The sequence below is a fragment of the Rhodovarius sp. genome (assembly GCF_040399605.1).
GTDB classification, from domain to species: Bacteria; Pseudomonadota; Alphaproteobacteria; order Acetobacterales; family Acetobacteraceae; genus Rhodovarius; species Rhodovarius crocodyli_A.
Genome location: NZ_JBBARU010000017.1, coordinates 1 through 11,733, shown reverse-complemented (window position 1 = coordinate 11,733; position 11,733 = coordinate 1). Strand labels below are relative to the sequence as shown.

At 67.9% G+C, this 11,733-nt stretch carries 12 protein-coding genes; 8 read left to right on the top strand and 4 right to left on the bottom strand.

All coding sequences use genetic code 11. From position 1 onward, the window contains the following. Window positions 1-41 precede the first annotated feature (41 nt). Complete coding sequence (locus ABWP84_RS07095) at window positions 42-674, bottom strand: DNA-3-methyladenine glycosylase 2 family protein (protein ID WP_353211315.1); 633 nt, start codon at window positions 672-674, stop codon at window positions 42-44. 49 nt (window positions 675-723) lie between these two features. Here ABWP84_RS07095 and tsaE point away from each other — a divergent pair, with 49 nt between their 5' ends. Genes tsaE through ABWP84_RS07080 form a run of 3 tightly spaced genes read left to right on the top strand, consistent with a single transcriptional unit; the run spans window position 724 to window position 2,785 of the window. After that, complete coding sequence (gene tsaE, locus ABWP84_RS07090; RefSeq protein ID WP_353211314.1) at window positions 724-1,149, top strand: tRNA (adenosine(37)-N6)-threonylcarbamoyltransferase complex ATPase subunit type 1 TsaE; 426 nt, start codon at window positions 724-726, stop codon at window positions 1,147-1,149. Further along, entirely contained in the window at window positions 1,146-2,084 is a 939-nt protein-coding gene (locus ABWP84_RS07085) for a phosphotransferase (protein WP_353211313.1), read from the top strand. Before tsaE ends, ABWP84_RS07085 begins: the two co-directional genes overlap by 4 nt. Beyond that, window positions 2,081-2,785 (top strand): nucleotidyltransferase family protein, encoded by a 705-nt coding sequence (locus tag ABWP84_RS07080; protein WP_353211312.1) that lies wholly within the window; start codon window positions 2,081-2,083, stop codon window positions 2,783-2,785. The genes ABWP84_RS07085 and ABWP84_RS07080 overlap by 4 nt, the downstream gene beginning before the upstream one ends. Window positions 2,786-2,791: 6 nt before the next feature. On the opposite strand, the gene ABWP84_RS07075 is transcribed toward ABWP84_RS07080, so the two are convergent. The 3 genes from ABWP84_RS07075 to ABWP84_RS07065 form a co-directional block, all read right to left on the bottom strand. Further along, window positions 2,792-2,998, bottom strand: a complete 207-nt coding sequence (locus tag ABWP84_RS07075) for a hypothetical protein (RefSeq protein WP_353211311.1) — start codon at window positions 2,996-2,998, stop codon at window positions 2,792-2,794. A 44-nt stretch (window positions 2,999-3,042) separates the two neighbouring features. Next, the gene (locus ABWP84_RS07070; RefSeq protein ID WP_353211310.1) at window positions 3,043-4,155 is read right to left on the bottom strand and encodes an energy transducer TonB; all 1,113 of its coding nucleotides are present in this window, start codon (window positions 4,153-4,155) and stop codon (window positions 3,043-3,045) included. Window positions 4,156-4,390: 235 nt separating this feature from the next. After that, complete coding sequence (locus tag ABWP84_RS07065) at window positions 4,391-5,611, bottom strand: UbiH/UbiF/VisC/COQ6 family ubiquinone biosynthesis hydroxylase (protein ID WP_353211309.1); 1,221 nt, start codon at window positions 5,609-5,611, stop codon at window positions 4,391-4,393. A 205-nt stretch (window positions 5,612-5,816) separates the two neighbouring features. Here ABWP84_RS07065 and ABWP84_RS07060 point away from each other — a divergent pair, with 205 nt between their 5' ends. The 5 genes from ABWP84_RS07060 to ABWP84_RS07040 all read left to right on the top strand — a co-directional run bounded on the left by ABWP84_RS07060 (window position 5,817) and on the right by ABWP84_RS07040 (window position 11,497). Next, window positions 5,817-6,155, top strand: coding sequence for a P-II family nitrogen regulator (locus ABWP84_RS07060; protein WP_353211308.1), 339 nt, complete (start codon window positions 5,817-5,819; stop codon window positions 6,153-6,155). Window positions 6,156-6,192: 37 nt separating this feature from the next. After that, window positions 6,193-7,536, top strand: a complete 1,344-nt coding sequence (locus ABWP84_RS07055; RefSeq protein WP_353211307.1) for an ammonium transporter — start codon at window positions 6,193-6,195, stop codon at window positions 7,534-7,536. A 148-nt stretch (window positions 7,537-7,684) separates the two neighbouring features. Further along, a complete protein-coding gene (locus ABWP84_RS07050; RefSeq protein ID WP_353211306.1) occupies window positions 7,685-10,123 on the top strand; it encodes a DNA translocase FtsK 4TM domain-containing protein in 2,439 nt (812 codons plus the stop codon). Window positions 10,124-10,217: 94 nt separating this feature from the next. Further along, entirely contained in the window at window positions 10,218-10,880 is a 663-nt protein-coding gene (locus ABWP84_RS07045; protein ID WP_353211305.1) for a DUF4412 domain-containing protein, read from the top strand. Further along, on the top strand, window positions 10,880-11,497 hold the full coding sequence (locus tag ABWP84_RS07040) for an outer membrane lipoprotein carrier protein LolA (protein ID WP_353211304.1): 618 nt from the start codon (window positions 10,880-10,882) through the stop codon (window positions 11,495-11,497). Before ABWP84_RS07045 ends, ABWP84_RS07040 begins: the two co-directional genes overlap by 1 nt. Window positions 11,498-11,733 lie beyond the last annotated feature (236 nt).

Sequence of the window (11,733 nt, the reverse complement as noted above, 5' to 3'; positions counted from 1 at the left end):
GCGTTAGCTTGTCCATTTGCCGCGCTGCGGAATAGTACGGATCAGATGACAAGCGGCTGGATTTTCTTCGCCATATCGGCCCGCCGCCACAAATACCAGGCGGCGATGCTGCGATAGGGCGCCCATTCCTTGCCGATTTCGGCCAGTGCCCGCGGCCGGGGCTGCTCATCCAGCCCCGCCGCCAGCCGATAGCCCTCGCGCACGCCAAAATCATCCACCGGCAGCACATCCTCCCGGCCGAGGGTGAAGATCAGCACCATCTCCACCGTCCAGCGCCCTACACCGCGAATGGCCACCAGCCTCGCGATCAGGCTTTCATCATCAAGTGCTGCCGCCTCGGCCAGGCTGGGCACCAGGCCGGCCATGGATTTCTCGGCAATGTCACGAATGGCGGCCACTTTGGAGCCGGAAAAGCCGCAGCCGCGCAGTGCCTCGGCCGGCAGGTCCAGGATGAAGCGGGGGGGCGGAAATTCCGGTGCGGCATGCAGCGCCAGCAACCGGCCGAGCATCGCCTCGGCGGCGCGGCCATGCACCTGCTGATGGGCGATGGCGCGCACCAGCGCCTCATAGGGCTCGCGCATCATCACCGCCAGGGTGCATGGCCCCACCGCCTTGATGATGGGCTTGAAGAGCGGAATGCGGGCCAGCCGCGCCTGGGCTTTCTTGTGATTCATGCTCGGAGGATAGCGCGGCGCGGCGCGACGCGGCAGATTGGGGGTGCCTATGATTCTGCATGACCTTGCCGCCACCGAAACCCTAGCCCAGCATCTGGCGCGCCTCGCGCGGCCGGGTGATGCCCTGTTGCTGAGCGGGCCGCTGGGGGCCGGCAAATCTGCCCTCGCGCGGGCTTTCCTGCGCGCATTGCTGGGCGATCCGGCGCTGGAAGTGCCCTCGCCGAGTTATACCCTGGTGCAGAGCTATCCCGTGCCGGGGGGAGGGCAGGCGCATCATTTTGACCTTTACCGGCTGGGCGGAGCGGAAGAGGTGCTGGAATTGGGATGGGATGAGGCGCTGGAGGGGATTATGCTGGTGGAATGGCCCGAAAGGCTGGGCGCCATGGCGCCGAAGGGTGCCCTGTGCATCACGCTGACGCCGCTTGATGAGGATCGCCGCGCGGCGCAACTCACCGGCTGGGAGGGGCGGCTGTGATTGCAACATTCCTCGCCCGGCACGGCTTTGCCGCCGCCCGGGCGGAAGCCCTGCCCTCCGATGCCAGTTTCCGCCGCTACACCCGCCTGCATGGCGGGCCTGAGCCGGCGCTGCTGATGCATGCCCCCCCGCCCGAGGATGTGCGCCCCTTCAGCGCCATCGCCCGCCACCTTGGCGCTGCCGGCGTGGCGGTGCCGCGTATTCTGGCCGAGGATTCCGCGGCCGGCCTGTTGATCGTGCAGGATCTTGGCCTGCGGACCATGGCCGAGACGCTGGATGGCGGTGCCGCGCCCGAACCGCTCTACCTTGCCGCGGCCGAGGCGCTGGCAGCCCTGCATGCCGCCCCGGTGATGCCCGGCCTGCCGAATTGGGGCGTGGCCGAAATGCAGCGGGCCACGGCGGCGACCTTTCTCGATTGGTGGTGGCCCGCGGCGCTGGGCAGCATGCCTGATGACAGCCAACGCGCCGGGCTGGATGCGGCGCTGGCCGCCATGCTCTCCCCCTTTGCGGCGCAAGGTTTTGTCCATCGGGATTTCTTCCCGGCCAATTTGATGCCGCTGCCCGGCGGCATCGGGCTGCTGGATTTCCAGGATGGCGCGCTGGGCCACCCGGCCTATGATCTGGTCTCGCTGGTGGAGGATGCCAGGCGGGATGTGGCCCCGGCGCTGCGCGCGGCCACGGTGGCGCGCTACCAGGCACTCTGCGGCATACGCGATGTGGAGGCGGCGATGGCGGTGCATGCCGCGCAGCGGCATTTGCGGGTGGCAGCACTTTGGGTGCGGCTGGCGAGGCGTGATGGCAAGACCCATTACCTGGCGCATGGCCCGCGCTGCTGGGCGCTGCTCGCGCGCGCCTTGCAACACCCTGCCACGGCGCCGCTGCGCGATTATCTCGACCGCCATGTGCCGACCCATCTGCGGGCCAACCCGGCATGAGGGCGATGGTGCTCGCCGCTGGCCTGGGCCAACGCATGCGGCCGCTGACCAGCCAGACCGCCAAGCCGCTGCTCACCCTGCGCGGCCGCAGCCTGCTGGACCATGCGCTGGACCGGCTGGGCGATGCCGGCGTCACCCAGGCGGTGGTGAATGCGCATTGGAAGGCGGAAAAAATCGTGGCCGCCATGGCCGGGCGCAGCGCCCCGCGGGTGCGGGTGCAGCTTGAGCCGGAATTGCTCGAGACCGGCGGCGGCGTGGCCCGGGCGCTGCCCCAACTCGGCGACGAGCCTTTTTATGTCGTCAATGGTGATGCCTATTGGCTGGATGGCGCAACCCCGGCGCTGACCCGGCTGGCCCAGGCCTTTAACCCCGAAACGATGGATGCGTTGCTGCTATTGGTGCGCACCACCCAGGTGGATGGCTCCGTGGGCCGGGGCGATTTCCTGATGGATGGCTGGGGCCGGCTGCAGCGCCCCGCGCCGCATGTCGTGGCGCCCTATATCTTCGCGGGTATTCAGGTCCTGCGGCCCGAATTGGTGGCGCCCGAGGCGGTGCGGCGATTTTCTCTCAACCGCTGCTATGACCGCGCGGCGGCGTCGGGGCGGCTCTTTGGTCTCGTGCATGATGGCGTTTGGTTTCACCTCTCCACCCCGCCCGATTTGGCGGCTGCGGAGCGACGGCTGGCCCAACGGCTGGTATAGGCTCTGCTACTGCGGCAGCTGCTTCGCCAGGCGCCTGGCCAGCAAATAGCCCAGCAGCCCCGAGAGAGGGGCGGCCGGCAGCATCAGCAGCCAGCCGATATGCGCGCCATTGACCGCAAGGCCGAGCCCCACCCCCAGCATCAGCCCACCCAAAAGGCTGCCCAGCACGCCCGCTGTCAGGCCAAGAACGAGAATTTCCGCGCGTGTCACCATGGGTGTGGAGTAGGGGCCGCAGCCGCGGTTTGGCAAGGGTCCGCTCAGCGCCGGAGCAGGATGTAATTCACCGTCAAATCCACCTCCACCCCATTGGGGTCGGAGCCGGGCGGGAAGGCTGGCAGCCGAGCGCCGGCAAAGGGCATGGTGGTGCCTGAATTCAGGGCCGGCGAGGCAGAGGGGCTGAGCAGCCGCACCTGACGCACCGTGCCGTCCGGATTGGCGGTGATGCGAACCTGCACTGTGCCTGAATCGCCATCCTGAATGGCGCGCTGCGGGTAGCGCAGATTTTGGTCCAGCCAGCGGCGGAAGGCGTTGGACCAATCCGGGCCGACCTGGGCGCCGCGCACCTGCACGGTGCGGTCGGGCGAGGTGCGGCCCTCCAACAGGCGCGGGTCGAGGCTGAAATCGAGCGGCGCGCGCGGCCCGGCCGGACGGCCGGGGGCGGGGCGTGGCTGGCTGAGAGTAAAGCCCTCGGGCAGCACCATGCCGGGCAGGCGCGGGCTGGGCTGGGCCTGCTGCGTCGGGCGGGGCGGCGGGGTGGGGCGCGGTTGCGCCGGCGGGGGTATGGGCAGGCGCGGCGCGGTGATGGGCGGCGGCGTGGGCTGGGCCAGCCATTCGGGCGGTGTTTCGGGTGGCGGTATCTCGGCCGAGAGCCTGGGCACCGGCTCGGGCGGGCGCGGCGGCAGTTCAGCCAGCGCCGGCAAGGGCGGCGGCAGCGGCGCGGCCGGGGGCTGCGGTGTTTCGGCCCTTGGTGGCGCGGGCGGTGGTGGGGCTGCGCGTGGCGGCTCTGGGCTGGGGGGCGGCGGAATCGGTGGTGGCGGCACCTGCGCGGGTGGTAGAGGTGGTAGCGGCATGGCGAGTTGCGGCACCAGCGGGGGGCTGGGTGGGGGGCTGGGCGGCTGCGATGTGCTGGGGGCTTCCGGCGCCGGGGGCGGGGCTTCGGCGCGGGCGGGCGGCTCCACCGCATCGGGGGTTTCGCCCTCGGGGGCGCCGCTGGCCTGGGGCTCGGGCTGGCCGGTATCGAACACCATCTCGATGGCCGGCGGCGGCAATGGTTGATCGCCATCCTGGCGCGGCCAGACATCCAGCAAGAGCAGCGCCAGCACCAGGGAATGCAGCGCCAGCGAGCCCAGCAGCGGCCAGGGCAGCGGCATGGCCCCCCGCCGGCTCGGCCAGCGGCCGCTGGGCAGGGGCTCGGCCCATGACATCCGCGCCCGACCCGGGCGCAGCCTGGGTGGCAGCGGGTCGCGGCGCGGCCTTTGGCGCTGCCGAATGGCGCCAAAGCGTCGCAGCTCGGATATGCGCCGGGTTTGCCTCATTCAGCCCAAGGCATGGCGAAGGCCATCATGCAGCGCAACCCCGCAGCGCGTGGCGAAAGGTTTCAGCCCTTCACCCCAGCCCCATCGCCTGCCGGGCGAAGGCGCGTTTGAGCGGCCCGATCCGGTCCACCGCGGCGATGCCCAGCCGGCGGGCGGCGCGCAGCGGCGGAAAGCCATTGCCGAAAAGTTTCTCCAGCGCGTGGGTGGCACCCAGCATCATCATCGCCGCCGGCCGCCGGGCTGCCTGATAGCGGGCCAGCAAGGCCGGGCCGCCCGGATCCTCCCCAGCCGCGACGGCGGCAATGACCAGATCGGCCAGCGCCGCCACGTCACGAAAGCCCAGATTTAGCCCCTGGCCGGCAATGGGATGGATGCCATGCGCCGCATCGCCCACCAGCGCCATGCGCTCGGCGGTGTAGCGCTCGGCCGCCATTGCGGTGAGAGGATAGGACCAGCGCTGGCCGATCACCCGCACTTCGCCCAGCAAACCGCCGCTGCGGCGGGCCAATTCGCGTGAGAAACCATCATCATCCAGCGCCAGCATGCGTTTGGCGATGGCTGTCTTGTCGCTCCAGACAAAGGCGGAGGCATGCGGGAAGGGCGCCCCGGCGGGGGCATGGGAGAGCGGCAATTGCGCGAAGGGGCCATTGGCGAGGAACATTTCCAGCGCCTGATTGTCATGCGCGCGCTCATGGGCGAAGGCGCCCACCATGCCGATCTGGTGGTAATCCAGCCCGGTGGTGCGGATGCCGGCCTGGCCGCGCAGCGGGCTGCGGCGGCCTTCGGCGGCCACCAGCAATTGTGCATGCACCACCTCGCCGGTGGAGAGCTGGAGGCTAACCCCCTCCGGCCCACGGGAAGCCACCTCGGCAGTGGCGGGGGCGAAGACCGAAAGCGCGGGCAGATGCGGCAGGCGGGCATTGAGCGCCACCCGCAGGCTGCGCGCCTCCACCATCCAGCCAAAGGCCTCCTGCCCGGTCTCGGCCGCGCGGAAGGTCAGGCTGAGCGGCGAGGGTGGGCGGCCTGGCTCGCCATCTGCCACCAGAATACGCTCAATGGGGCAGGGCGGCTCGGGCAGTCGCTGCCAAATGCCCGCAGCCTCCAGCACCGGGCGGGAGCCGGCGGCCACCGCATAGCAGCGCCCGTCAAAGGCTTGCATTTCCATCGGCGGCAGGGGCGCTGCATCGAGCACCGCGCAGGGGATATTGGCGGCTGCCAGTGCGGCGGCGAGCGTGGCGCCCACCGGTCCGGCACCCACAATCGCCACGGTTACATTCAGGGTCTGGGCCATGCGGTGTTATGTGGCCGCGCGGGGTATTCCCGCTAGCCCCTGCCTGCATCTCCTGGCGTGGCGCTGCATTGCTGCACAACAACTGTGCAATGGCGGTCCGGCCAGTGGATTGCGGGTGGTTATGCCCCCTCGCCCTGGCGCATCACCCGTGGCACGGAGCCTGCAGGCGTCAATGAAGGCGCCACGATTTATGGAGTCGGCAGCGATGAAGCTGATCATGGCCGTCATCAAGCCCTTCAAGTTGGACGAGGTGCGCGATGCACTTACCCCGCTCGGGGTTCAGGGTCTGACGGTGACTGAGGTGAAGGGTTTCGGCCGCCAGAAGGGCCAGACCGAAATCTACCGCGGCGCCGAATATCAGGTCAGCTTCTTGCCCAAGCTGAAAATCGAGGTGGCTGTCCCTTCCGAACTGGTCGATGCGGTGGTGGAAGCGATCGCCGCCGCCGCGAAGACTGGCAAGATTGGTGACGGCAAGATCTTCGTTCTCGATGTGGAGCGCGCGCTGCGCATCCGCACCGGGGAGACCGACGGCTCGGCGCTCTGACCCGCGCTGCCACGACACCGAGAGGGAAACCCACAGGATGAACAAATTTCTTCCCGCCGGCCTAGCACTTGCCGCCTGTCCCGGCCTGGCCTTGGCCGCCGAACCCGCAATTGATGCCGGCAATACCGCCTGGATGCTCGTCTCCACCATACTGGTGCTGATGATGACCATCCCCGGCGTCGCGTTTTTCTATGCCGGCATGGTGCGCAAGAAAAACGTGCTGGGCACCATGATGCAGAGCTTCACGATCTGCGCCCTGGTGGCAGTGACCTGGGTGGTTGCCGGCTATTCCCTCGCCTTCGGCAATGGCAACCAGTATATTGGTGACCTCACGAAGTTCATGCTCAATGGCATCAACTGGAACGGCCCATTCATCCTGGGCGCGGGCATGGGCGGCGATTCGGAAGTGCCGACGACCATTCCTGAGACCGTCTTCATGATGTTCCAGATGACCTTTGCCATCATCACCGCATCGCTGATCACCGGTGCGGTGGCGGACCGGATGAAATTCTCGGCGATGGTCCTTTTCGTCGTGCCCTGGTCCTTGCTGGTCTATTCACCCGTGGCGCATGCGGTGTGGCACCCCGCCGGCGTCATTTGGGCCTGGGGCGCGCTGGATTTCGCCGGCGGCACGGTGGTGCACATCAATGCCGGTATCGCCGGCCTGGTCGCGGCCTATGTTCTGGGCAAGCGCGTGGGCTATGGGCATGACAATATGTCGCCGCATAATCTTGGCCTGGCCATGTTGGGCGCCTGCCTGCTTTGGGTGGGTTGGTTCGGCTTCAATGCCGGCTCTGCCCTGGCGGCCGATGCGCGTGCGGGCATGGCGATGGCGGTGACGATGATCGCCGCTGCGGCGGGCACGCTGGCCTGGCTGCTGGCCGAGAGTGTGGTGAAGGGCAAGCCATCAGCGCTGGGCGCCATTTCCGGCGCTGTGGCTGGGTTGGTGGCCATCACCCCCGCCTCGGGCTGGGTCTTCCCTGGCCCGGCTTTGGTGATTGGCCTAGCCGCCGGCATCATCTGCTTCTGGGCCTCGACCAGCCTGAAAAAGGCCCTGGGCTATGATGACAGCCTTGATGCCTGGGGCGTGCACGGCGTGGGTGGCGTGGTGGGCGCCGTGCTCACCGGCGTCTTCGCCGTGGGCACGCTCTATGTCACCGATGGCGATGCCGCCAAGGCCATGACCTATTCCGGCTGGTTGGCCGGCAATGCCGAGATGCTGCTGATTCAGGCAAAATCGATCCTGGCGGTGGCGGTCTATTCTGCCGTGGCCACCTTCATACTGCTCAAGATCGTCGATGTCATGGTCGGGTTGCGGGTCTCCGAAGACGAGGAGCGCGAGGGCCTCGATGTGACCCAGCATGGCGAGCGGCTGGGCTGAGCTTCCGGTTGGTTGTATCGAAGGGCCGGGGCAGCTTGCTCCGGCCCTTTTTGATTCTGGGCCAGTTTGCCCTTCCCGCCCCGGCGGCTGGGGCGTAGAATAGTCTTCCCCCCGGCTCCGCAACCCGATCCCGAAAAGGACCGGCTCCATGGCTCGTGCCGAGATAGCTGCCGCCGCTGGCGATGAAACCGGGGGCAGCCGCTTTGCCTCGCCCGCCCTGCGTGCTGCCTTTGCGCGCAGCGGGGCGCAGCTTGCGGGCATTTTATGCGCGCTGCTGGGCTTGGCCATGCTGGTGGCCCTGTTGAGCCACGACCCAGCCGACCCCTCAGGCTCCACCGCCACCGCGCGGGCGGCGACCAATTTGGCCGGGCCCACCGGGGCTGCCGTCTCCGACACGCTGCTGCAGGCCTTTGGCTTGGCCGCCTTTCTGCCCGCCATCACCCTGCTGGCCTGGGCGTGGCGGCTTTTCACCGAGCGGGGCGTGACACTTCTGCCGGCCCGGCTGATGGCGCTGCTGCTGGGCATGCCGGTGCTGGCGGCTGGTTTTTCGGCCCTGCCATTGCCGCCCGCGGCGCCGGTGCTGGCCGGGGCCGGTGGTGCCTTTGGCCCGCTCATTGCGCATGCCGCCACGGGATGGCTGCAATCCAGCTTTGGCCCCCTGGGGGCGCTGCTGGCCAATGGGCTGCTGGCGCTGACCTCGGCCCTGGTGCTGTTGGGCGCGCTGGGCTTCGCGCCGGCAGAATGGCGCCGCGCCGCCTTCGCCACGGCCGATGCCACCGCCCATGTTGCCCGCGCGGGTGCTGCACGGCGTCACCTCTTCTGGCGCGCATTTTCGGCCTTGGGGCGTTTCACCCTGTGGCTGTTTGGCCGTGGCCGCGGGCGGGGGGTAAAGCCAGGCGCTGACCTCTCCAGCCTGTTGCGCGCCGCCGATGAGGCGGCCGAGCGGGTGCCGGAACGCCGTGAGCCGGCCTTAGCCTCTGCTGCCGCCAAGCCCAGCCCGAGGGTTGCAACCCCTGCTGCGCGCAGCGCCGAGAAGCCCCGCCAGGCCACGCTCGACTTGCAGCCAATCGAAGCCGGCATCACCATCCCCCCGCTCGAATTGCTGCAGGCCGCCCCGCCACGCACCAGCAGCGGCCCGGATTCGGCGGCCTTGCAGGCCAATGCCCGCCGGCTGGAGCAGGTGTTGGCCGATTTCGGCGTGAGCGGTGAGATCACCGAGATTCGCCCAGGCCCCGTTGTCACGCTTTACGAACTCGAGCCGGCCCCCGGTGTGAAATCCAGCCGGGTCATCGGCTTGGCCGATGATATTGCCCGCAATATGAGCGTGGTGGCGGTGCGTATCGCAACCGTCCCCGGCCGCACCGTGATGGGCATTGAACTGCCCAATGCGAAGCGCGAGACGGTGTATTTCTCCGAGATGATGGGCAGCGAGGCCTGGGCCAAGAACACCGCCCGCCTGCCGCTCGCCCTGGGCAAGAATATTGGCGGCGAGCCGGTGGTGACGGATCTGGCCCGCATGCCGCATCTGCTCATTGCGGGCACCACCGGCTCGGGCAAGTCGGTGGGCATCAACACGATGATCCTCTCGCTGCTCTATCGCTTCGGGCCGGAGGAATGCCGCTTCATCATGATCGACCCGAAGATGCTGGAATTGTCGGTCTATGACCGCATCCCGCATCTGCTGGCCCCGGTGGTGACCGAGCCGCCCAAGGCCATTGGCGCGTTGAAATGGACCGTGCGCGAGATGGAGAAGCGCTACCGCGCCATGAGTTCCATCGGCGTGCGCAACATCGCCGGCTATAATGAGAAGCTGCAGGCCGCGCGGGCGCGCGGGGAGGTGCTGACCCGCCGGGTGCAGACCGGCTTCGACCCCGAGACCAACAAGCCGATGTTCGAGGACCAGACCCTCGCCCTCGAACCGCTGCCGATGATCGTGGTCGTGATCGACGAAATGGCCGATCTGATGATCGTGGCCGGCAAGGAGATCGAGGCCGCGGTGCAGCGTCTGGCGCAGATGGCCCGTGCCGCGGGCATCCATGTCATCATGGCCACGCAGCGGCCTTCGGTCGATGTAATCACCGGCACCATCAAGGCGAATTTCCCCTCGCGGATCAGCTTTCAGGTGACCAGCAAGATCGATAGCCGCACCATCCTGGGCGAGCAGGGTGCCGAGCAATTGCTCGGCCAGGGTGACCTGCTCTTCATGCCCGGCGGCGGGCGGGTGGTGCGCGTGCATGGCCCCTTCGTCTCCGATGAGGAGGTGCAGCGTGTCGCCGATTGGCTGCGTGAGCAGGGCGAGCCCAATTATATTGATGAGGTGACCGAGCCGACCGAGGATGATGAGAGCGGCGGGCTTTCGATGAGCGGCATCGCCGGCGCTTCGGATTCGGAAAAATCCCTCTTCGACCAGGCGGTGAATATGGTGGCGCGCGAGGGCAAATGCTCCGTCTCGCTGGTGCAGCGCCATCTCTCCATTGGCTATAACAAGGCCGCCAAGCTGGTCGAGCAGATGGAAAAAGAGGGCATCGTCAGCCCGGCCAACCATGTCGGCAAGCGCGAAATCCTGGTCCGCCGCAGCGAGGATTGATGGACCATCCCGCAGGCTCACCGGCCCTATCCTGTGGGGATCATGGTCGAAAGGCTGCGCCGCCACCCCATATCCATGCGAAAGGACCCCCCGCATGAGCAATTCTAGGGCGCTTGCCCTGCCGCTACTGGCCTGTATCGCCGCCTCGCCCGCGCTGGCGCAGGACAGACCTGCGATGTTCCCCACCCGCGATGTGGCGGTGACCTATCGCACCAGCCTCGAGGGCCGGCCGGCCGAGATGCGCATGGCCTGGAATGCCGCCCAACGGCGGATGCGCATAGAGATGCCAAGCGGCCAGGGCTATCTCATCCTCGATCAACAGGCCGGCACCGGCTTCGTGGTGATGCAGCAGACGCGCATGATCATGGACATGCCGGCCGGGCAGGAGGAGGCGGCGCGCTTCGCCCCGGCCAGCCAGACCGCCCGCTTTACCCGTGAGGGCAGTGACCGGGTGGCGAACCTGCCCTGCACCCATTGGAAGATAGAGGATCGTGGCCAGGTGGGGCGGGCCTGCATCACCGCCGATGGCGTGACCTTGCGGGCCCAGCCTGGCGGCAATGGCCGCGGCGAGATGGAGGCGCTCAGGGTGGAATTTGCCGCCCAGGACCCCGCGCGCTTTATCCGCCCGGAGGGTTTCCTCAATATGCAGATCCCCGGAGCGACACAGCCCGGCCTGGCGCCGGCAGGCGCCTTTCCCCAGCGTGGCAGCGCCTTACCCCCCCCTGGCATGATGCCCCCCGGCGCGGTGCCACGCTGATGCGCCGCAGGATAATGCTGGCAGCGGCACCGCTGCTGCTCACCCCAGCCTTGGCGGGCGCGCAAAATCTGGACCGCGCGGCCCTGCAGCGTGTCGAGGCCTATTTCAACGCCATGACAACGCTGCGCGCCCGTTTTCTGCAGATCGCGCAGAACGGTGCCGCGGCCGAGGGTACGGCGATGATCTGGCGGCCCAACCGGATGCGCTTTGAATATGACCCGCCCGAGCCCACTTTGCTCATCGCCGCCGATGGCCAATTCTTCCATTGGGACCGTGAATTGCGCCAGCCCACTGTGGTTGCGGTCAATTCCACACCGCTGGGCGTGCTGCTGCGCAACCCGCTCAGCCTCTCAGGCGATATCACCGTGCCGGTGATGGAGCGGGTGGGCGGATTGCTGCGGGTGAGCATCTTTCGCACCGCAGCCCCGGGTGAGGGGCGAATCACCCTCATCCTGGAGGAAAACCCGATGCAATTGCGGCAATGGGAGGTGCTGGATGCGCAGAACCGCCTCACCCGCGTCACCCTCACCCAGATTGAGACCGGGGTGCGGTTGGATCCGTTTCTGTTCGCCTTCAATGATCCGCGCTTTCGCGAGGCGCTCGACCGGGCAAGGTGAGGCTGTATCGCCGGCGGCAGAATAAGGGGGGCGCAGCAAAGGCCGCGCCCCCGGTCCTGCTCAGAACAGCAGGCCCTTCTTGAGCATGCCATGCACGCCCTTCTCGCCATTCACCGTCTGGGTGACATGGAAATCCACCGCCAGCGAGCAGAATTGATAGGCATCGGCGGCGGAGAGGTTGGTGCGGCTGGTGATGAAGCCGATCGCCCAGAGACCGGGGCCGGGATACTCGACCA

Coding starts and splice junctions, on each gene's coding strand:
- ABWP84_RS07045 (WP_353211305.1), top strand. CDS start 10,218: ATGAGCAATTCTAGGGCGCTTGCCCTGCCGCTACTGGCCTGTATCGCC.
- ABWP84_RS07065 (WP_353211309.1), bottom strand. CDS start 5,611: ATGGCCCAGACCCTGAATGTAACCGTGGCGATTGTGGGTGCCGGACCG.
- ABWP84_RS07075 (WP_353211311.1), bottom strand. CDS start 2,998: ATGGTGACACGCGCGGAAATTCTCGTTCTTGGCCTGACAGCGGGCGTG.
- ABWP84_RS07040 (WP_353211304.1), top strand. CDS start 10,880: ATGCGCCGCAGGATAATGCTGGCAGCGGCACCGCTGCTGCTCACCCCA.
- ABWP84_RS07050 (WP_353211306.1), top strand. CDS start 7,685: ATGGCTCGTGCCGAGATAGCTGCCGCCGCTGGCGATGAAACCGGGGGC.
- tsaE (WP_353211314.1), top strand. CDS start 724: ATGATTCTGCATGACCTTGCCGCCACCGAAACCCTAGCCCAGCATCTG.
- ABWP84_RS07055 (WP_353211307.1), top strand. CDS start 6,193: ATGAACAAATTTCTTCCCGCCGGCCTAGCACTTGCCGCCTGTCCCGGC.
- ABWP84_RS07080 (WP_353211312.1), top strand. CDS start 2,081: ATGAGGGCGATGGTGCTCGCCGCTGGCCTGGGCCAACGCATGCGGCCG.
- ABWP84_RS07070 (WP_353211310.1), bottom strand. CDS start 4,155: ATGCCGCTGCCCTGGCCGCTGCTGGGCTCGCTGGCGCTGCATTCCCTG.
- ABWP84_RS07095 (WP_353211315.1), bottom strand. CDS start 674: ATGAATCACAAGAAAGCCCAGGCGCGGCTGGCCCGCATTCCGCTCTTC.
- ABWP84_RS07060 (WP_353211308.1), top strand. CDS start 5,817: ATGAAGCTGATCATGGCCGTCATCAAGCCCTTCAAGTTGGACGAGGTG.